This window comes from Tsukamurella sp. II2bb (assembly GCF_057815145.1).
This window is the reverse complement of the sequence record NZ_JBYPZI010000009.1, coordinates 146,361-165,183: the sequence shown is the minus strand read 5'-3', so window position 1 is coordinate 165,183 and position 18,823 is coordinate 146,361. Positions and strand designations below refer to the sequence as shown.

Sequence of the window (18,823 nt, the reverse complement as noted above, 5' to 3'; positions counted from 1 at the left end):
TCTTCCGAAGGAGATCCAATAAATGGGTAAGAAAATCCCCAATATCGTGTTCATGCTGGCCGATAACATCGGTCTCGGTGATCTCGGTTGCTACGGCGGCACGATCCCGACTCCGAACCTCGACCGGCTGGCCTCCGAAGGTATCCGGCTGGAGAACTACAACACTGAGGCGCAGTGCACCCCCACCCGGTCGGCCGTGCTCTCCGGGAGGATGCCGATCCGTTCGGGTACCTGCTCCGTACCGGTGCCGGGGACCGGCGGCCACTACGGGTTGTGCCCGTGGGAGTACACGCTGGGCGACCTGTTCACGGACCTCGGCTACCGCACGGCCTGCTTCGGTAAATGGCACGTCGGCGATGCGCCCGACCGACTGCCCAACGCTCAGGGGTTCGACGAGTGGTGGGGCATTCCGAACTCGAGTGACGAAGCCTCGTACACCTCGCATCCGCTGTACCCCGACGACTTCCCGGTACCGTCCATCGTCGCCGGGGTCCGGGGCGAGCCGAGCGCGCCCGTGGAGCCGTTCGACCTGCACAACCGCCCCTACATGGACGAGCGGATCACCGAGCGGTCGGTCGACTTCATCGAGCGCAGCGCCGCTGCAGGGTCGCCCTTCTTCCTCTACGCGTCGTTCACCACCGTTCATCCGCCGGTCGCGGTGCATCCCGACTTCGCCGGCGCGTCCGGTTCGTCGGGCGTGATTCCGGACAGCATCGTCGAGCTCGATCACCGCACCGGCCAGATCCTGGATGCGCTGGCCGCCGCCGGGGTCGCCGACGACACGATCGTGGTGTGGAGCAGCGATAACGCCGCGGGGGAGCTGGTGGGGTTGGCAGCCGGTTCGAACGGACCGTGGCGCGGATCCTTCGGCCAGACGTGGGAGGGGTCCGTGCGGGCGCCGGCGCTGGTGCGCTGGCCGGAGCGGATTCCCGCGGGGCAGGTGAGTCGTGAGATCGTCGCGGCGATGGACTGGCTCCCGACCCTCGCAGCTCTGGTCGGCAGGAGCGACATGGTGCCCACGGACCGACCGATCGACGGCATCGACGTTTCGTCCCATCTCAGCGGGCAGTCGGAATCCTCAGGGCGGGACCACTTCATGTTGTACGGCGGTGACGGCGAGTTGCTGACCGTCAAATGGAAGACGATGAAGGTTCACTTCCGTAAGACGATGGGCGGATCGTTGTTCGGTCCGTACGTGCGCCCCCAGATTCCGTCCGTCTACGATCTCGTCGCCGATCCGAACGAGAAGTACGACGTCATGGAGACGACGCTCGCGGACGGCTGGGCGATCGGCGCGGCGATGCGCCCCGTCATCGCGCTGCAGGAAAGCGCGAAGCGCTTCCCGCACATCAGGACCGGAGAGGACTTCACCGGTTACCCGGCGACCGCCGGCGTCTGACGGGGACGTGGGCGGAGCGCACCGCCGACCTCGCCGGAGTGTGCTCGGCTGTTCGCCAGTGCGGGCGTGAGACGATCGCACGCATGCAGAAGCTGCCAGCCACGCAACTCGATGAGGCCTTCGTCAACCTGGGGCGCGCCGCGGTGATGTCGATCGAGTTCGAGGTCCGCGTGCAGGGGCATCTGGACGCAGACCGTCTCAATCGGGCACTGCGCGTGGCATTTTCGCAGCATCCGATGGCCAGGGCGAAGCTCGCTCCGATCCGGTCCTGGTCCCCCCGGATGACGTGGACGGTGCCCGACGAGGCCGATCACGTCGCCCTCGAGGTCACCGACGAGCCGGCCGCCGACGTGCGCAACAGGCTCCAGTCCGTCGCACCCGATCTGTTCGGAAGCCCGCCCCTGCGCGCCGCCCTCGTGCGCGAGGACGGCGGGGACCGGCTCATGCTGAACCTGCACCACGCCGCGGTCGACGGCAAGAGCGCGGCTCGCCTCCTGTCGTCGGTGGCGCGGGCGTACACCGGCGATCACGACCCCGTCGGTGGACCGGCGGTCCGCGAGGCGCGGAAGTTGTGGCGACTCGCGGGCTCACGGGGCGCAGGGGACGTATGGTCTCGGTTCTGGGCCATGACGCTGGACTTCGCCGGCCGCTGGGGTTCGACGCGGCTTGCCGCCGTCGAGGGTTCCGAGACGGGACAGAAGTACGTCGTCTCGCACCTGCGCCTGAACGCGGCCGAGGTCGCTTCGGCCTGCGGGCACCGGGAGAAGGGCGCGACGGTCAACGACGTGGTCCTGGCAGCGTATGCGCTGGCGATCGTGCGGTGGAACACCGAGCACGGCAAACGAAGGGGCCGCCGGGTACCTCTGCTGATGCCGGTCAATCTTCGGCCGTCCGCGTGGTCGGGGGAGGTCGTCTCCAACTTCTCCAGCTACCTGACCATCTACGTGCCGACGCGGAGCACCGACCTCGCGGAGGCGACGGCCGCGGTCCACCGGCGGACGGCGAAGGTCAAGGCGAACGGGGCCGCCGGCTGGATCGTCGACTTCCTCGGGCTCGGAACCGTTCTGCCCGGCCTGCTGAAGCGGGGACTGATCGCGCTGCTTCCTTTCCTCAGTCGACAGTTCATCCTCTCCAACCTGGGGCGCATGGAGGTGCCCGGCTTCGGCGACGCCGGGGCCGTCACCGAGGTCTGGTTCAGCCCGCCGCACCTGGCCCCCGGGATGCCGCTGGCGCTGGGTGTGGCAGGGGTGGGGGACGAGCTCTTCATCAGCCTGCGCGGCGATCGCCGCAAGCTGAGCCAGGAGGCGCTGGACCGGTTCGCCGGCACGTTGCTCAGCGTCATGGTCGGAGCACCGGTGCCGTCGGTCACGGCTCGCGCCTAGCTGTGTGACAGGCCCTCCGCTGCGCTGGAGAGTGTGAAATTCGTCATAGTGCCAGATCGATGGGTGGTCGTGCCGAGGCCGGCAACGTGGTCAGCCACTACATCTGCTTCAGTACTCGGCTTCACGGCTTTGCAATTCGGGCAGTACGTACATGACGCCCATTCGGCCGACAGTGACGAGGCGTCTGTCTAAAAGGCCTTGTTTCTGGAGAGTGTGCCGTGGGTGAAATGTTGAATCCACTGAATCCTTACCGATCAGTACCTGTTTGTTGCGGACAGCATGTACTGCACCTGCGGTGCCGAAAAATCAACCGGTCTACTCAATAGCTTGAAGTGCAAATGTTGCTAGGCTGCTCGACCGGAGCTCTCGCCGGAGCGGCCGAGCGTAACGATCCGGACTCGCCGGCGAAATGATGCTTGTGCTGGCGTGATCCGTCCCGCAAGATGCAGGGGTGGTGGTCACACCAGCAACATGCGTCACACGGGTTGGGGGTCGGTTCGGCATGTTGTTTGCGGGTAGATGGACGAGATGAGGTAGCGATGATGCGCGGCGGGAAAGTGATACGGAAGCCCTCATTGTCTGCGATCTTGTGGGTCATCGGTCTTCTTCCTGCCGCGGTATGCCTGATTCCCTCGCAGTTGGTCTTCCTGACGGGGAATCGCATTTTCTGGTGGTCCGGCGTCATGCTCTACGCCCTGGCGGTGACGTTGGAGTTCGTCGCCGGACGGTGGGTCGGCAACCCCGATCCCGAGAAGGCGCGTCGGATCGCGGATGCTCGCTGGTACCGGTGGGTGACCTATGCCTTCGTTCCTCTGTACGTGGCCGGCTTCGTCGTCGCTTGCTTCATGTGGGCCGACCGCATGCTGAGCATCACCGACAAGATCGGCCTCCTGATCACCGTGGGGCTCATGGGTGGCTTTTCGATCAACGTCGCTCACGAACTGCTGCACCGGCAGTCCCGGCTCGAGCGGTGGCTCGCGAAGGTGACGCTCGCGCCTCTCGGGTACGCGCACTTCGTCGTCGAGCACGTCCGCGGGCACCATGTGCTGGTCGCGACGCCCGACGATGCGGTGAGCGCCCGGTTCGGCGAATCGTACTGGCGGTTCCTCACGCGCAGCATGCCCGGCGAGTTCCGCACGGCGCTGACCGCCGAGCGGAAGCGGCTGGTGCGCAAGGACAGGTCGTGGTGGACCCCGCAGAACGTGATCCTGCAGGGCTGGCTCCTGACCGCGGTGCTCCTGGCCGCGATGTTCGCGGCGTTCGGGTGGGGGATCGCTCCGTGGGTGCTCGGACAGGCGCTGATCGCGATCGCATTCCTGGAGGCCATCAACTACATCGAGCACTACGGGCTGCGGCGCAGGCGGCTGCCGAACGGCCGGTACGAGCGATTCGGCCACGCGCATTCGTGGAACAGCACGCGCCTGATGACCGGCCTCGGGATCTTCAACCTGCAGCGGCACAGCGATCATCACGTACATCCCGGACGCCGCTATCAGAACCTCGAACTCGAAGAGGGTTCACCGGAGCTGCCCGGGGGCTACGGGCAGATGGTGCTGCTCGCTCTCGTGCCCCCGCTCTGGCGTGCCGTCATGCATCAGCGCATCATCGACATGTACGACGGGGACATCCGTCGCGCCAATCTGACCGACGAGCTTCGTGCTCGGTACGGCTACCCGGAGGGCGAGCCGGACGGTGCCGTCCGGACCCCGGCGCGGCGCCGCACCGTCGCCCTGGGCGACGAGATGTCGCTCGAGGACGCGCACGCCTGATCGGCGGGTAGTGGTCGGTCCGGTGTCGCGGTCGGCAGGCGAAAGGCCGCGCGTCTCGTAGAGTCCGACACATGCGGATCGCGACGTCCTCTCTGATCGACCCGGCCGTCGTACCGCTGATCGCGGAGTCCCGGGCGTTCTACGCGCGCCGGCCACCCGGCCGGGGACCCGGTGGCTACGGCGAGCTCGTGCGGATCCGCGAGGCGGCCCCCATGCCCCCGGAATGCACGCCGGCTCCGTCGGTGGAAACGGTGCGAGCCGATGGCCGTGAGGTGCGTGTGCGGATCCACACGCCGACGATGCTCCCCGCCGCCGGCGTGCTCCTGGAGTTCCACACCGGCGGCTTCTATCTGGGATCCGCTGCGGGCAGCGATCTCCGTAACCGCCGTCTGGCGGACGCACTGGGCGTGGCCGTCGTCAGCGTCGACTATCGCCTGGCACCCGAGCATCCGTGGCCGGCGGCACCCGACGATTGCGAGGCGGCGGCGCTGTGGCTCGCCGAGTGGGCTCACGAGCGCTTCCGTACGGACCGGCTTCTGATGACGGGATTCTCTGCCGGATCCACCTTGGCGGCGGTGACCCTGATCCGACTCCGTGACCGCGGGATTCACGCGTTCCGCGGTGCGGTGCTGCAGTGCGGGACGTACGACCTCTCGGCGCGGACCCCGGCAGGACGCCTCATCGCGGGTGAGTACTTCCTCGACGCGTACGCGGGCGACGTGCAGGATCGCACCGATCCGGACGTCTCGCCCGTCTACGCCGACCTCCGGCGTCTGCCGCCGCTCCTGATGGTGATCGGCGAGGACGACGTCCTCTTCGAGGACAATCTCGCCATGGGCGCAAGGCTGCTCGCGGCCGGCGTCGAGGTGGACCTCCGGGTGTACCCGGCGTCGCCCCACGCCTTCACCGGTCACGCGACGTCCATGGCGCGTGCCGCGCTGGACGGCATCGACGAGTGGCTTCGAGGCCGGCTCGCGGCGACGGGTCCGGCCCCGCGGGGCGACGACGCGCGGCCCTCCTGCGGGCCGGAAGACCCTTGACATCAACTTTGCTTGAGGTCCGAGGATCGGAGTATGAGCGATGCAACAGGTGCTCGGGCCGATCGAGTTTCGGTGATCGGCACCGGGGCCGTCGGGACGGCCGTGGTCCGACTCCTCGTCGACGCCGGACGAACCGTGACGGTATGGAACCGGAGTCGAACGCGGACGGACGAAGCGGTACGAGCAGGGGCGACGGTGGCCGCGTCGGCGCAGGAGGCCGTCACCGCCAGCCTGGTGACGCTGGTGACACTGTCCGGCCACGATGCCGTGCGCGCGGTGCTCGGCTCCCTCGCCGACGCGGCCGGGCGCACCGTCGTCGTCTTGACGACCGGGAGTAGGAGTGACGCCCGGACCACCGCCCGCGCCGTCGCCGGCGTGGGCGCCGCCCACCTCGACGGAGGCCTCCAGGCGGGACCGGACGACCTGGGGACGGAGGCCGCGACGATCCTGTACGCGGGGCCGCGACCGGTGTTCGACGAGGTTCGGCCCGTGTTGGAGATCCTGAGCACGCCCCGGTACGTGGGCGCGTCGATCGAGGCCGCGGCAGCGTGGGATCTGGCCCTGTTCGGGCTCTGGTACGACGCCCAGCTCGGCGTTCTCCGGGCGATCGAGAGCCTTCGACGCGCCGGCGTGGAGGACGCCGACCTGGCCGGCCCCTTTCGGGCTCAGCTCGCGCACGTCGTGGACGCCGTCGAGCAGACCGTCGACGACGTCCGGCGTGATGTCCACCCCCGCGGTCCGGCGAATCTCACGGAGCACCTGCCCGTACTCGAGGACCTCGTCTGGATGCGCCGCGAGCTGCTGTCGGGCGACGGTGGCCTCACCGAGATCCATCGGATCACCGCGGGTCTGATCGCCCGGGGGAGTGGCCGTCTCGGCTTGAGCGCGTTGACCTCCGATCGCCTGCACGGCCGATAGTCGGCCCGCCGGCCCTCGCGCTCAGCGGTCGGAGGTCCGGGGCCCGGGGTCGCGGAGGGCGTCGAGAGCGGCTTTGGGACGCGACAACCCGATCTCCCGGACCCAGTTGCGCACCGTCAGATAGACCCCGGCGTCCGAGCCCGCCTCGACGCCGACCGAGTCGATCCCCTGCGACTGACAGAGGGCGACGGCCCGCCGCAGGTGGAAGTCCTGCGTCACCAGGATCGCCGCGTCGATCCGGAAGAGGGACCGAGCGCGGGCGCAGGTGTTGTAGGTGGTCACACCGAAGCGGTCGTCGGTGATCGTCCCGGGATCGACACCGCGCTCGACCAGGTACCTGCGCATCGCCGCGACCTCGTCGCCCTTCGTGGACGCCGCGTGGCCGGACACCAATACATGCTGGGCGCGCCGCTCGCGCAGGATCGCCAGCGTGGTGTCGAGTCGCTCGCGCAGGTACACGGACGGCTCACCGTCGTGCACGCGATCGCCCAGCACGATGACCCACGGACGGGACGCACCCGGCTCGATGCGCCCCCGGCTCGCCCACTGCACCCACACGCTCGAGCCCGCCACGACGACGACCAGCACGATCACGAGGTAGCGGATCACGCGGCGCAGTACGGCGAACACCGGACCCAGCCTACTGATCGCGCGGCGGGTGGCGGAGGGCCGTTCGCGTCGCCGCGGTCGGATGCACGTCGAAGCGCCGATCGGACCGTCTCGGCTCTGTCATCATGCACGTGTGTGGCAGACCTTCTGGCCCGATGTCCTGGTGGCGGCCATCGGCGCGGCCCTGACGGTGGGGATCGCGCTGGTCACCTACGCGTTGACCGTTCGGCGTAACGAGCTCCGGGCGCTGAGATCGCTGGTCCTCGATCTGCACCACCGGCGAGCGTTCGCGGGTCGCGCCGTGAGGATCCCCGGTGCGCAGGAGACCGACGACTACGCGCGCGCCAATGCGAGCGTGCTGTCGGTCAAGGACGAGATCCGTCACGCGCGAGGGCAGGTGCGCGAGATCCCGTCCCTGCAGATGCCGTTGGCGCGTATGACTCGCGGGTGCAACGTCTATCTCGAGCAGGCGGAGCGCGACCCCGACTCGTACGCTATCGGACTGGTCCGGCTTCGCGACGCGTTGGAGGAGGAGATCCGCAAGCTCGCACAGCAGCGCCGGGGACTGGTGGTGCGCCGTCCCGGTGACGGAGCGTTCGAGTAGCTCCGCGGTACGTCGACCCGGTCAGTGCGGGGTGAGGACGAAGACCCGCGCGCCACCGTCGAACGCCCGGCGCAGATCGGCGGGATCGGGGGAGCCGTCGGCGGTGAAGCCGATGTGGTTGAACGACGCGAAGTTCTTGTTGTCCGCGGCGATCACCCGGTACAGCTCGACCACCCCGGCTTCGTCGGAGACCACGCGCACGTCGGCGGTCCGGCGCCGCCCGGCGAGCTGGATCTCGATCGGCTCGCCGGTGCGAAGGTTCTTCCCCCAGGCGAACGGGGAGCCGACCAGCAGGGCACCGTCGTGCTTGGTGTAGGCGACGGGAACTTCGAAGACCTTCCCCGATTTCCGCCCGACGACGTACAGCGTGAGCAGACGCTCGCCGAGGACCTTCGAGACCCCGGGAACCCGCAGTAACGTGCGCATCACCGCGTTCATCACGTTCTGCAGCGGCATCGTGCTGGCGGTCCCGGCGCTCCGGCTCATGGCTCCACGGTAGACCCGGTCCCGCTCCTCGGCCAGAGCGCCGGACACCGCCGGTGTCGAAATCGATCGGTCGCGTTCGTCGTGTTCATGAAGGGCGGTCGACAGGTCGCCGCGAAAAACGACTTCGAGGAATCGACCATGACCGCGCACACTGAACAGGTGGACCAACCCCCCATCGGCCTGACGAGCCCCGTCGACGAGCGGACCGCCCCGGTCGGCCGTACGCCGCTCGTGATCAAACTGCTGGTCGCGGCGACCTTCGTCGTGATCCTCAACGAGACGATCATGATCAACGCGATCCCGCGGCTCATGACCGACTTCCACGTCGACGCCCGCGCGGCGCAGTGGCTGTCCACCGTCTTCATGCTCACCATGGCCGCGGTGATCCCGGTGACCGGGTGGTTCCTGCAGCGCGTGAGCACCCGCACGGCGTACGCGGTGGCGATGGCGACCTTCAGCGCCGGCACCGCACTGGCCGCGCTCGCCCCCACTTTCGAGGTGCTCCTGGCCGCCCGCGTCGTGCAGGCCGGCGGCACCGCGGTGATGATGCCGCTGCTCATGACCACGTTGATGACCGTCGTCCCGGAGAACGACCGTGGACGAGTGATGGGGCAGGTCACCCTGGCCATGTCGTGCGCGCCCGCCCTCGGCCCGGCGGTCTCCGGCGTCATCCTGCACCTCGGCTCGTGGCGGCTGATCTTCGTCTTCGTCCTGCCGATCGCGGCGGTCGTCGGCATCGCCGGCATGCGGCAGCTGGTGAACGTGGGCGAGACGGGGAGCACCCCGATCAGCTGGGTCAGTGTCGCGCTCGCCGCCGGCGGCTTCGGCAGTCTGGTCTACGGCCTGAGCGAGATCGGTACCGGCGGCTGGACCGGCCCCATCCTCACGGTCCTCGCCGGAGTGCTGCTCATCGCGGCCTTCGCCGCCTACCAGATCCGGCTGCAGCAGCGCGAGATGCCGCTGCTGGACCTGCGCACCCTCCGCAGGCGCACCTTCACGGTCTCCCTGCTGCTCATGACCGCCGGCTTCATGGCCTTCCTCGGCTCGATGATCCTGCTGCCGCTCTACCTGCAGGACCTGCGCGGCCTGTCCGAGCTGCAGACGGGCCTCCTGGTCATGCCCGGCGGCCTCGCCATGGGCCTGCTCGGCCCGCAGGTCGGCAAACTCTACGATCGCGTCGGCGCGCGGCCGCTGGTGATCCCCGGAGCGATCGGCATCGTCCTCGCCCTCGCCGCCCTCAGCCGGATCGGCGGCGGCACGCCGTACCTCGTCATCGTCGCGATCCACGTCGCGCTCATGGTCTCGCTCGCCGCGGTCTTCACACCCGTCTTCACCGTCGGCCTCGGCGATCTCCCGGAGCACCTGTACTCGCACGGCTCGTCCCTGCTCGGCACGCTCCAGCAGGTGGCGGGTGCGATCGGCACCGCGGCGCTCATCGTCGTGATGTCCAACCGCACGGCACACCTCGCCGAGACCGGCGCGTCCCAGCCGGACGCCTTCATCGGCGGCCTGCAGTGGGCCTTCGGCGCCGCCGCGCTGATGGGCCTGGTGGTCGTCGTGTGCTCCCTGTTCCTGCCCTCGCGGGTCGACGGTGCCGCCCCGTCCGGCCCGGCGCCCCACTGATCGCCCGAGGAGTGACCATGGACCTGTTCGCGCGCCTCGCCGTGACCGACCTACCCCGTGCCACCGCGTGGGGCGGAAAGCTCTTCGGTGACGTCGAGACCTTCGCACCCAACGACGTCGAGCACGTGTGGACGCTGGGCGAGCACACGCACGTCTATGCGGAGTTGCTCCCGGGTCACGCCGGCCACGCCGCCGTCACGCTGTTCGTGGACGACTATGCGGGCTTCCTCGCAGCAGCCGCGGAACGGGGCCTGACGCCCGCCTCCGAGGAGGTCTACGAGAACGGCGTCCGCAAGGCGACCTTCGTCGATCCCGACGGCAACGAGGTCGGCATCGGCGGCGGGCCCGCATAGCCCGACCGTTTCCGGGACCATGGAAGGCATGGCACTGCACGTACGAACCACGCTGGAGCCGGTCGGGCCGGCCACCGCCATCGAGCTGACCGACGCACAGGTCGAGGAACTGGGCGGGGGCAAGCGCGCGGCGGTGCGCGTCACCGTCGGAGAGCGGTCCGCGCGGTTGCGGCTCGCGGGCATGGGCGGATGCAACCTGATCGGCCTGTCGAAGGCCGCGCGCAAAGACCTTCAGGTCGAGATCGGCGACACCGTCGACGCGCTCATCGAGCTCGACGATGCCGAGCGCACCGTCGAGGTGCCCGAGGAGCTCGCGGCCGCGCTGCAGGCCGAAGGGTTGCGCGAGGCGTTCGACGCGCTCAGCTTCACCCGCCGTAAGGAGGCGGCGCGGGGTGTCGCGGAAGCGAAGCGGGCCGAGACGAGGGAGCGGCGCATCGCCGCGGTGATCGCCTCACTCTAGGATCGCGGGAAAGCACCGAGACCCCAGGAGAGACACGATGACCCAGTACCGGGCACTGATCGCCGACACCGCCGACGAGGCCGTGACCTCCCGGGTTCAGACCCGCGAGCCCGCAGCGCTGGAGCCCGGGCAGCTGCGCATCGCCGTCGAGTTCTCCGGCGTGAACTTCAAGGACGCGCTGGCGCTGACGCCGGGCGGCGGGGTGGTACGCCAGTACCCGATCGTCCCGGGCATCGACGTCGCCGGCACCGTCCTGGAATCCACCTCCGGGGAGTTCGCCGCGGGCGATCGCGTCATTGCGCACGGATACGAGATCGGCACCGCCCGCGACGGCGGTTACGCGGAGCAGGCCGTCGTCCCCGCCGAGTGGGCGGTCGGGTTGACCACGCTGAGCACCCGCGAGGCGGCGGCGATCGGCACGGCGGGCTTCACCGCGGCCATGAGTGTGGCCGCGATCGTCGACGCCGGGATTACGCCCGCCGACGGCCCCGTCGTCGTGACCGGCGCGACCGGTGGCGTCGGATCCACGAGCATCGATCTGCTCGCCGGCCTCGGCTACGAGGTCGTCGCGTCCTCCGGTAAGCCCGCCGCCGCGGACCGCCTGCGCGCGCTCGGCGCCGCGGAGGTCATCGGCCGGTTGCCGCTCGATCCCGACGCCAAGCCCCGTCCCCTCGGCAAGAGCCGCTGGGCCGCCGCCGTCGACTGCGTGGGCGGTAAGGCCCTCGCCGATGTCATCAGCACGCTGAACTACGGCGGCGTCGTCGCCGCGAGCGGCCTCACCGGCGGTGCGGGCCTGCAGACCACGGTGCTGCCCTTCATCCTGCGCGGCGTGACGCTCGCCGGCATCGATTCGGTGCTCATGCCGATCGCGCCGCGTCGCGCGCTGTGGCAGCGGATCGAGACCGACCTGCGCCCCCGCCACCTCGACCTGGTCGCGAACGACATCGGCGTCGACGGTGTCGGCGCGGTCGTCGACGCCCTCCGTGCCGGCGAGTACACCGGCCGCGCCGTCGTGGACCTCGGCCGCGGCTGGTGACCGCCTCCGCGAGGGTAATCAGGTCGTGAACTGACCGCTGGGCTGGCTACGGTGTCCCCATGACCGTCAGGCAGATCCAGGTGACTTTCGATTGTGCGGACCCGAAGCGCGTCGCGCTGTTCTGGTGCGAGGCGCTCGGCTACGTGGTGCCCCCGCCCCCGCCGGGCTTCGCGGATTGGGACGCCTTCGAGGCGTCGCTGCCGGCCGAGGTGCACGGCTCGGCGTTCGCGTGCGTCGACCCGAACGGCGTGGGCCCGCGCCTGTTCTTCCAGCGCGTTCCGGAGGGCAAGTCGGTGAAGAACCGGGTGCACCTCGACGTCCGGGTCGGCACGGGGATGGTGGGCGCGGAGCGTCTCGCCGCCCTCGAGGCCGAGGGGGCCCGGCTGGAGAAGCTCGGGGCGACCCGCCTCTACCTGCAGGAGGCCGACGGCGTGAACGAGTCCTGTCTCACCATGGCCGACGTCGAGGGCAACGAGTTCTGCCTCGATTGACGGATTCGCCCTGGACGAACGGGGTGGCCGGGGCCGCGCGAGCCGTGGACACTGGAGTCGGGTGGTCCCTACGGCTCGAGGAGTCAGGCATGGCAGGTAACGAGAACCCCTTCGGGTTCGGTCCGGGCGAGTTCGACGATCTCGCCCGCGAGGCACGGGACATGATCGGCAAGCTGGTGAGCGGTGCGGCCGGGCGCGAGGTCTTCTCCGGCCTGTTCGACGATGCGCGCCGGCCCAAGCGGGAGCCCGAGACGGCGGGGGAGACCGGCGACGGGGTCTGGGCGGTCGTCGCGAGCGCCGAGGACGGGAGCGCGCGTGTCGAGCAGGTCTACGCCACCGAGATCGACGCTCTCCGGGCCAACCAGCACAACACGGACGCGACCCGCCGGGTCCGGTTCCTGCCCTACGGGATCGCCGTCAGCGCGCTGGACGACTGAACGTCACTCCTCGCGGCCGGCGGCGGGCTCCTGCGCGTCGACGGTGCCGTCCGGCCCGGTCGGTGCCTCGTCCGGCCCGGGTGGTGCGTCGTCCGGCTCCGGGCGGAGCCAGAGCCAGGTGCCGACGGCGGCCATGATCGCCGTGCCCAGCGCGGCGATCCACCACCGCGGGGTCACCAGGACGAGGATCACGGCGCACACGGCCATGCTGCCGACCGCCATGTACTTGGCTTTGCGGCTGACGGCGCCGGTGGCCTGCCAGTCCCGGATCATCGGACCGAAGACGCGATGCGCGAGCAGCTTGCGGTGCAGCGTGTCGGAGCCACGGGCCGCGCAGTACGCCGCGATCAGGATGAAGACGGTGGTCGGCATGAGCGGGACCACGACGCCGACGATGCCCAGGCCCAGCGCGACGTAGGCGCAGACCCACCACATCCATCTCAGCCGGGATCGTTGCGCCATGGCCCCAGTGTAGGGAGCGGGCACGGATCGCCGCTGTCGTGCTCACGCCGGAGGAACCATCGCCTCTGGTCAGCGGCCCCCGCGGGGTGGACACTGGAGACGGGGAACACCTTCGGGCCGAGGAGTCGACGATGAGTACCCACCGCGCTCGCTCGGAGCCGGACCGGACGCGCCGCCCGTCGAGTGCGGCGCCCGGCGCCCTGGACCCGGGTGACACCGCGTTCGTCGGCTCCGTCCCCGCGATGTACGAGCGACTGCTCGTGCCGCTGGTCTTCGCCGCGCCGGCGGAGGACACGGCGCGGACCATCACCGGGCTCGCACCCGCCGCGGTGCTCGAGACCGCGGCCGGCACCGGGGTCCTCACCCGGGCGCTGGTCGACGCGGGGCTGAGGTCGATAACGGCGACCGACCTCAATGCACCGATGCTCGATACCGCCGTGGAGCTGTGCAGCTCCCTGCGCGTGCGCTGGCAGGTGGCCGACGCGATGGACCTCCCGTTCGACGACGGTGCCTTCGATCTCGTGGCCTGCCAGTTCGGCGTGATGTTCCTGCCGGACAAGGTGCGCGGTTTCGCGGAGGCGCGGCGCGTGCTCCGTCCCGGCGGCGCCTTCGTCTTCACGGCGTGGGATCGCATCGAGGCGAACCCGGCGTGGCGGACGGTGAGCGACGCGGTCGCCTCGGCCGCCCCGGACTCGCCGCTGCGGTTCCTGCGGCGCACGCCGTACTCCTACTTCGACCCCGGGACGATCGTGGAGCACCTGCGGTCCGCGGGCTTCACGGGCATCGACGTCGACACCCGGACCGCGGTGAGCACGTCGACGGCCGACCGCACGGCCACCGCGATCTGTCAGGCCACGCCGCTGCGGGCGGAACTGCTCGCGCATCCCGCCTCACGGTCGAGCGGGCGACGGATTGCGCGGCCGCCGCGCTGCGGCAGGAGTACGGCGACGGGGAGTTCACCGCGCCGATCAGCTGGCTGCGGGTGGTCGCTCGGGCCTGACCGTGGGTTTCACGCGTCGCCGTGCTCGACGAGCCAGTCGAGCAGCGCCGTGGTCTCGCGCCAGTGCGTGCGGATCTGCGGCACCAGCTTCGGCGTGTGAATGATCTCCTCGAAGCCGTAGTCGCGCATCGCGGTGAGCGACTTGTGGCGCAGCAGCTCGATCCGCGGGTGGTCGGCGTCCCACCCGCGGGGCGTGGTCTTGAGCGTCTCGCCGCCGATCTCCCAACCCTGACGCCGCAGCGCACCGATGATCCGCTCCAGCGCCGGCCCGTAGAGGTCGTTGTCGATGGCCTTGCGGAACGCCGCGAGCCGGGTCGGACTCGCCTCGTAGAAGCCGGCGCCGACCCGCACACCGGGCGCGCCGATCTGGAGGTAGTACCCCGTCGCCGGGCCGACGGCGACGAAGGCGCCCTGGTGGGTCTTGTACGGCGTCTTGTCCTTCGAGAAGCGCACGTCCCGGTAGGGGCGGAAGATCTTGGCGGCGCCGAACTCGTCCGCCAACTCCTCCATCAGCGCGGCCATCGGCGCGGCGACCGCCGACTTGTAGACCTCCTTGTGCGCCTCCCAGAAGACCTTCGAGTTGTCGGCCTCGAGGTCGTCGTAGAAGTCCAGCGCGGCCTCGGGGAATCCGGTGAAGCTCATGCCGCCCAGGCTACCGCCGGGGAGGCGTTCCGCCCGCGGGACGATTAGCGTGGACGGCATGAAACCCGGTGACACCGCGCCCGACTTCGAGCTCCCCGACCAGGACGGCACCCCGCGGAAGCTGAGCGACCTGCTCTCCGCGGGCCCCGTCGCCCTCTTCTTCTACCCGGCGGCGTTCACGCCGGGCTGCACGAAGGAGGCGTGCCACTTCCGCGACCTCGCCGCCGAGTTCGCGGAGGCCGGGGTGCAGCGCGTGGGGATCAGCCGCGACGCCGTCGCCAAGCAGCAGGATTGGACGGGCAAGCACGGCCTCGATTACCCGCTGCTCTCGGACGTCGACGGTGCCGTCGCCGGGGCCTACGGCGTCCGGCGCGACGGCCTGCTCAAACTGGCCGGGCTGCCCACCAAACGCACGACCTTCGCGATCCGCGCCGACGGCACCGTCGCCGATGTGATCTCCTCCGAGGTGAACATGCAGGTCCATGCGGACCGCGCCCTCGCCGCGCTGCGCGGCTGAACCGCCCTATTCGACGGGGTGGGTGGCCACCCAGACGCCGAGCGGGTCGTAGTCCTTGCGCACCCGCAGGAGCCGCTCGTAGGTGGCGGCGGAGAAGGCCCCTGCGCCCGCGCCCGGGCGGTCGTCGAAGTTGCCGAACCTGCGTCCGGTGGACCACGGCGCCATCGCGGCCACGGTCGCCGAGGTGTCGGCCAGGCCGCGGGCGGCGAGCTCCGGGGTCGCGGCGACGGAGGCGGCGAACAGGGCGAACTCGCCGTGCAGCAGGTCGAGGGAGGCGTCGATCGGGCGGGCCAGCGCGCCGCCCAGGTGCCGCAGCTCGGCGAACATGAGCGAGGTGTCCGAGGCGGGTCCGGCCGCGGCGACGAAGGCCGCGGCCGCCTCCGCGGGAAGCGGACCGAGCAGGGCGTGATCGGTCACCGTCGGCGTGGGACCGGGCGGGTCCATGTGGACGTCGATCAGGGCGGTCGCGGGGATCCGGCCGAACGTGTCGATCTCCGGTGCGAGCGCGCGCAGCGGGGCCAGGATCGCGCCGGCGTCGTCGTCGGAGCCGAGCACGGCACCGTCGACCACGACGAGGCGACGGCCCCGGAGGAAGTCCGGCAGGTCCGGGAGCGGCGGGAAGTTCATCAGGCGCAGCGAGGTCGTCGCCGCCTCCGGCGCGGAGGCCGCCCAGGTGGTCCACGCGGGCACGATCCGCTCGGCGGCGCTCATGTCCCACAGCATCATTCCCGCGACGAGATCGGCGAGCGGCAGGAGGTCGATCTCCGCGGCGATCACCGCACCGAAGCTGCCGCCGCCACCGCGGAGCGCCCAGAACAGGTCCGGGTTCTCCCCGGGCGAGGCCCGCCGCACGGACCCGTCCGCCGTCACCACGTCCAGGGACCGCACCGTAGAGGCGCCGAGTCCGTGGGTGCGGCCGTAGAACGAGAGCCCGCCGCCGAGCAGGTAGCCGATCGCCGAGACATCGGCGGCGCTGCCGTGCAGCGCGGTGAGACCGTGCGGGGCGCAGGCGCCCAGGACGTCCCGCCACAGCGTGCCGCCGACGATCCGGGCGGTCCGCCGAACAGGATCGACGGTGACGCCGGTGAACTCGTGCAACCGCAGCAGGAAGCCCTGGTCGAGGGCGTCGGGGGCGAGGGCGGAGGCCGCGTGACCGGTGCTCTGCACGGCGATGCGCAGGCCGAGCCCGGCGGCCTCCCGGACCATGGCGACCAGCTCCTCCTCGGTCCGGGGCACGCCGACGGCGGCCGGTTGCTGCGCGACCGCGACGTTCCACGGTGTGGTTGCGATCGTGTACTCCAGCTGGCCCGGGACGTGGACCGGGCCGCACTGCACGATCGCGGTCAGATCGACAGGGTGGATCATGATGGGATTCCTCCGTTTTCGCCGCCCACCGGACGGAGGGCGCAGGGACGACGATGACGGAGCAGGGGATCCGGGACCATCCCTCGGCTGCGGGGAATCCGGCGCCCCAGAAAGATGGGATTCCGCCGGGCCGCGATGCCGGGGATACTCGTGTGATGATCGCCAGCCTGACCGCCGAGCGGGTCCGTGGTGACGTGGAGGTGCTCTCCCGCGCGGGCCTGGCACTCGACGACTTCCTGTCCGAGTCGGTCGCCGCGGTGCACCGCGCGGTGCCGTGGGTCGGGGCGTGCGTGGGGACCCACGATCCGGCGTCGCTGATGCTCACCAGCGCGCGCAAGTACGGCTCGCTGGTCGCCAATCACGAGCACGACATGCTCTGGGGGAACCTGGAATACGGCGGGAACGAGTCGACGTCGTTCCGCACGCTCGCGATCAACGACGTGCGGGCGATCTCGATGCTGCAACTCCCGACCGAGGTGATCGAGGCCTCGCCGCGGATGAACCGGCTGATGCGCCCCGTCTACGGCTTCGCCGACGAGGCGCGGCTCGTCTTCCGCGACTCCGCGGGCATGTGGGGCTGCCTGGCCTTGTTCCGCGACGGCGCGGCGCGGTTCTCGGACGACGACGTGGAATTCCTCGGGGCGCTGTCCGAGTCCTTCGCGCGCGGGGTGCGCGGCGGGATCCTGCACCGCCTCGGCTCGACGGAGGCGCAGGACCTCTCGGCCAACGGTCCCGCGGTCGTCATGGTGGACCGGTCCGGCGAGATCGCCCAGATCAGCCGCGGCGCGGAGGCCCTGCTGCGGACCCTCGCGACCACGGTGCACGACGGGGACCCGCGCGCTCTGGTCAGCGGCCTCGCCGCCGCCGCGCGCCGGGCGGGCGGCACCGCGGGCGCGCCGCTCCCGAGTGCCCGGGTCCGCACCCCGTCGGGCCACTGGCTGGTGGTGCACGCGTCGCCGATGGACTCCCGGGACGGTGAGACCGGCGACGTCGTCGTGACGATCGAGGAGGCCCGGCCGCCGGAGATCGTCTCCCTCGTCGTCACCGCCTTCCGGCTCACCCGGCGGGAGCAGGACGTGACGCGGATGGTGCTGCAGGGCTGCGATACGAAGGAGATCGCGGCGGCGCTGCACCTGTCCGCGTACACGGTGCAGGACCATCTCAAATCCGTCTTCGCCAAGGCGGGGGTGCGGAGCCGGCGCGAGCTCGTCGCGCGGATCTACTTCGACCAGTACGTGCCCCGCCTGGGCGCGGCCACCGCGCCGACCGGGTTCTTCGCGTCGGACGACGGGGCCCCGCCCTCGACGGAGCCGGCCGCCCTGGCATGATTTCCGCTGTGGTGATCCTTCGTGAGGCCGTGGCGGCGGACGCCGACCGACTGGTCGCCGTCTGGCGCAGCTCCGTCGATGCGACGCACGACTTCCTCGCGGACGCCGATCGCGACGCCGTCGAGGGGCGCCTCGTCAGTCATTACTTCCCGCAGGTCCGGCTCACGGTGGCGGAGGTCGACGGTGCGCCGGCGGGGTTCTCCGGGATCGCCGGCGAGGATCTGGCGATGCTCTTCGTCCGCGCCGATGTCCGCGGCCGGGGAGTCGGCCGCGTCCTGCTCGAGCACGCGGTCCGCGATCTGGGCGTGCGCACCGTCGACGTCAACGAGCAGAACGGACAGGCCGTCGGTTTCTACCTCCACCACGGATTCGTCGTCACGGGCCGCAGCGAGACCGACGGTGACGGCCTGCCCTACCCGCTGCTGCACCTCGCGGTAGCGAGCGACTAACCCGCGCAGCCGTCGCGGGAGGTGCGGGCGACGATCGCGACGGCCCGACGGAGTGTCTCGGCATCGTCGGGGGAGAGGGACGCGAGCAGATCGGCCTCCGCCCCCGCGACCGCCTCTCGGACCTCCTTCAGCGTCGCCAGCCCGGTGTCGGTCGGCACGACGCGACGGGCGCGGCGGTCGGTGGGCGACGGTTCGCGGCGCACCAGCCCGGCATCGACCAGATCGTCGACCACGTAGGGCATGACGGACTTGTCGATCACCAGGTAGTCCGCGAGCGCGAGCTGAGTCGGAAGGTCGTAGGTCGCGGCGGCGTAGAGCGTCTGATAGCCGCGGATCCCACGCGGAAACCGGTCCAGGATCGGCGCGACCGCCTCCGCGTAGGCCTTGTTCAGGACACCGACCGACCACCCGAAGTCACAGGTGTCCTCGTGTTCAGCCATGTCCGCAGCCTAA

General features: G+C 70.5%; 22 protein-coding genes. 16 read left to right on the top strand and 6 right to left on the bottom strand.

What is annotated here, in order from left to right; all coding sequences use genetic code 11:
- The first annotated feature begins 22 nt into the window (after positions 1-22).
- The 5 genes from AC21LY_RS19385 to AC21LY_RS19365 all read left to right on the top strand — a co-directional run bounded on the left by AC21LY_RS19385 (position 23) and on the right by AC21LY_RS19365 (position 6,508).
- Positions 23-1,399, top strand: coding sequence for an arylsulfatase (locus AC21LY_RS19385; protein ID WP_489048194.1), 1,377 nt, complete (start codon positions 23-25; stop codon positions 1,397-1,399).
- An 83-nt stretch (positions 1,400-1,482) separates the two neighbouring features.
- Complete coding sequence (locus AC21LY_RS19380) at positions 1,483-2,781, top strand: condensation domain-containing protein (protein WP_489048193.1); 1,299 nt, start codon at positions 1,483-1,485, stop codon at positions 2,779-2,781.
- 575 nt (positions 2,782-3,356) lie between these two features.
- On the top strand, positions 3,357-4,550 hold the full coding sequence (locus AC21LY_RS19375) for an alkane 1-monooxygenase (RefSeq protein WP_489048192.1): 1,194 nt from the start codon (positions 3,357-3,359) through the stop codon (positions 4,548-4,550).
- A gap of 71 nt (positions 4,551-4,621) precedes the next feature.
- Positions 4,622-5,590 (top strand): alpha/beta hydrolase, encoded by a 969-nt coding sequence (locus AC21LY_RS19370; RefSeq protein ID WP_489048191.1) that lies wholly within the window; start codon positions 4,622-4,624, stop codon positions 5,588-5,590.
- Between the two features lie 33 nt (positions 5,591-5,623).
- A complete protein-coding gene (locus AC21LY_RS19365) occupies positions 5,624-6,508 on the top strand; it encodes an NAD(P)-binding domain-containing protein (RefSeq protein WP_489048190.1) in 885 nt (294 codons plus the stop codon).
- A 21-nt stretch (positions 6,509-6,529) separates the two neighbouring features.
- Here AC21LY_RS19365 and AC21LY_RS19360 read toward each other — a convergent pair whose 3' ends face one another.
- Positions 6,530-7,138: a SanA/YdcF family protein gene (locus AC21LY_RS19360; protein ID WP_489048189.1), complete on the bottom strand. Its 609-nt coding sequence runs from the start codon at positions 7,136-7,138 to the stop codon at positions 6,530-6,532.
- A gap of 112 nt (positions 7,139-7,250) precedes the next feature.
- Between AC21LY_RS19360 and AC21LY_RS19355 the strand changes: the two genes are divergently transcribed.
- Positions 7,251-7,721 (top strand): hypothetical protein, encoded by a 471-nt coding sequence (locus AC21LY_RS19355; RefSeq protein ID WP_489048188.1) that lies wholly within the window; start codon positions 7,251-7,253, stop codon positions 7,719-7,721.
- A 21-nt stretch (positions 7,722-7,742) separates the two neighbouring features.
- Here AC21LY_RS19355 and AC21LY_RS19350 read toward each other — a convergent pair whose 3' ends face one another.
- Complete coding sequence (locus AC21LY_RS19350; RefSeq protein WP_489048187.1) at positions 7,743-8,207, bottom strand: nitroreductase/quinone reductase family protein; 465 nt, start codon at positions 8,205-8,207, stop codon at positions 7,743-7,745.
- A gap of 138 nt (positions 8,208-8,345) precedes the next feature.
- Here AC21LY_RS19350 and AC21LY_RS19345 point away from each other — a divergent pair, with 138 nt between their 5' ends.
- The 6 genes from AC21LY_RS19345 (at position 8,346) to AC21LY_RS19320 (ending at position 12,607) form a co-directional block, all read left to right on the top strand.
- Complete coding sequence (locus AC21LY_RS19345) at positions 8,346-9,830, top strand: MDR family MFS transporter (protein ID WP_489048186.1); 1,485 nt, start codon at positions 8,346-8,348, stop codon at positions 9,828-9,830.
- A 17-nt stretch (positions 9,831-9,847) separates the two neighbouring features.
- Positions 9,848-10,183: a VOC family protein gene (locus tag AC21LY_RS19340; protein WP_489048185.1), complete on the top strand. Its 336-nt coding sequence runs from the start codon at positions 9,848-9,850 to the stop codon at positions 10,181-10,183.
- Positions 10,184-10,211: 28 nt separating this feature from the next.
- On the top strand, positions 10,212-10,643 hold the full coding sequence (locus tag AC21LY_RS19335; RefSeq protein WP_489048184.1) for a YdeI/OmpD-associated family protein: 432 nt from the start codon (positions 10,212-10,214) through the stop codon (positions 10,641-10,643).
- Between the two features lie 37 nt (positions 10,644-10,680).
- Positions 10,681-11,679 (top strand): acrylyl-CoA reductase family protein, encoded by a 999-nt coding sequence (locus AC21LY_RS19330; protein WP_489048183.1) that lies wholly within the window; start codon positions 10,681-10,683, stop codon positions 11,677-11,679.
- Between the two features lie 59 nt (positions 11,680-11,738).
- Positions 11,739-12,170 (top strand): VOC family protein, encoded by a 432-nt coding sequence (locus AC21LY_RS19325; protein ID WP_489048182.1) that lies wholly within the window; start codon positions 11,739-11,741, stop codon positions 12,168-12,170.
- 89 nt (positions 12,171-12,259) lie between these two features.
- Complete coding sequence (locus tag AC21LY_RS19320; RefSeq protein WP_489048181.1) at positions 12,260-12,607, top strand: hypothetical protein; 348 nt, start codon at positions 12,260-12,262, stop codon at positions 12,605-12,607.
- Positions 12,608-12,610: 3 nt separating this feature from the next.
- Here AC21LY_RS19320 and AC21LY_RS19315 read toward each other — a convergent pair whose 3' ends face one another.
- A complete protein-coding gene (locus AC21LY_RS19315) occupies positions 12,611-13,069 on the bottom strand; it encodes a YbaN family protein (protein ID WP_489048180.1) in 459 nt (152 codons plus the stop codon).
- 131 nt (positions 13,070-13,200) lie between these two features.
- Here AC21LY_RS19315 and AC21LY_RS19310 point away from each other — a divergent pair, with 131 nt between their 5' ends.
- Positions 13,201-14,169 (top strand): class I SAM-dependent methyltransferase, encoded by a 969-nt coding sequence (locus AC21LY_RS19310; RefSeq protein WP_489048179.1) that lies wholly within the window; start codon positions 13,201-13,203, stop codon positions 14,167-14,169.
- On the opposite strand, the gene AC21LY_RS19305 is transcribed toward AC21LY_RS19310, so the two are convergent.
- Entirely contained in the window at positions 14,079-14,711 is a 633-nt protein-coding gene (locus AC21LY_RS19305) for a DUF2461 domain-containing protein (protein WP_489048178.1), read from the bottom strand. The two genes, AC21LY_RS19310 and AC21LY_RS19305, sit on opposite strands and share 91 nt — an antisense overlap.
- Positions 14,712-14,769: 58 nt before the next feature.
- On the opposite strand from AC21LY_RS19305, the gene AC21LY_RS19300 reads away from it, so the two are divergent.
- The gene (locus tag AC21LY_RS19300) at positions 14,770-15,228 is read left to right on the top strand and encodes a peroxiredoxin (RefSeq protein WP_489048177.1); all 459 of its coding nucleotides are present in this window, start codon (positions 14,770-14,772) and stop codon (positions 15,226-15,228) included.
- 6 nt (positions 15,229-15,234) lie between these two features.
- Here AC21LY_RS19300 and AC21LY_RS19295 read toward each other — a convergent pair whose 3' ends face one another.
- Positions 15,235-16,593 carry an FAD-binding oxidoreductase gene (locus AC21LY_RS19295; RefSeq protein WP_489048176.1) on the bottom strand — a complete coding sequence of 453 codons (1,359 nt, stop codon included), beginning with the start codon at positions 16,591-16,593 and terminating at the stop codon, positions 15,235-15,237.
- Positions 16,594-16,748: 155 nt separating this feature from the next.
- Between AC21LY_RS19295 and AC21LY_RS19290 the strand changes: the two genes are divergently transcribed.
- On the top strand, positions 16,749-17,921 hold the full coding sequence (locus AC21LY_RS19290; RefSeq protein WP_489048175.1) for a helix-turn-helix transcriptional regulator: 1,173 nt from the start codon (positions 16,749-16,751) through the stop codon (positions 17,919-17,921).
- Positions 17,918-18,370, top strand: a complete 453-nt coding sequence (locus tag AC21LY_RS19285) for an acetyltransferase (protein WP_489048174.1) — start codon at positions 17,918-17,920, stop codon at positions 18,368-18,370. The genes AC21LY_RS19290 and AC21LY_RS19285 overlap by 4 nt, the downstream gene beginning before the upstream one ends.
- Here the strand turns inward: AC21LY_RS19285 and AC21LY_RS19280 are convergent.
- Positions 18,367-18,810, bottom strand: a complete 444-nt coding sequence (locus AC21LY_RS19280; RefSeq protein WP_489048173.1) for a MarR family winged helix-turn-helix transcriptional regulator — start codon at positions 18,808-18,810, stop codon at positions 18,367-18,369. The genes AC21LY_RS19285 and AC21LY_RS19280 overlap by 4 nt on opposite strands.
- Positions 18,811-18,823: the final 13 nt, after the last annotated feature.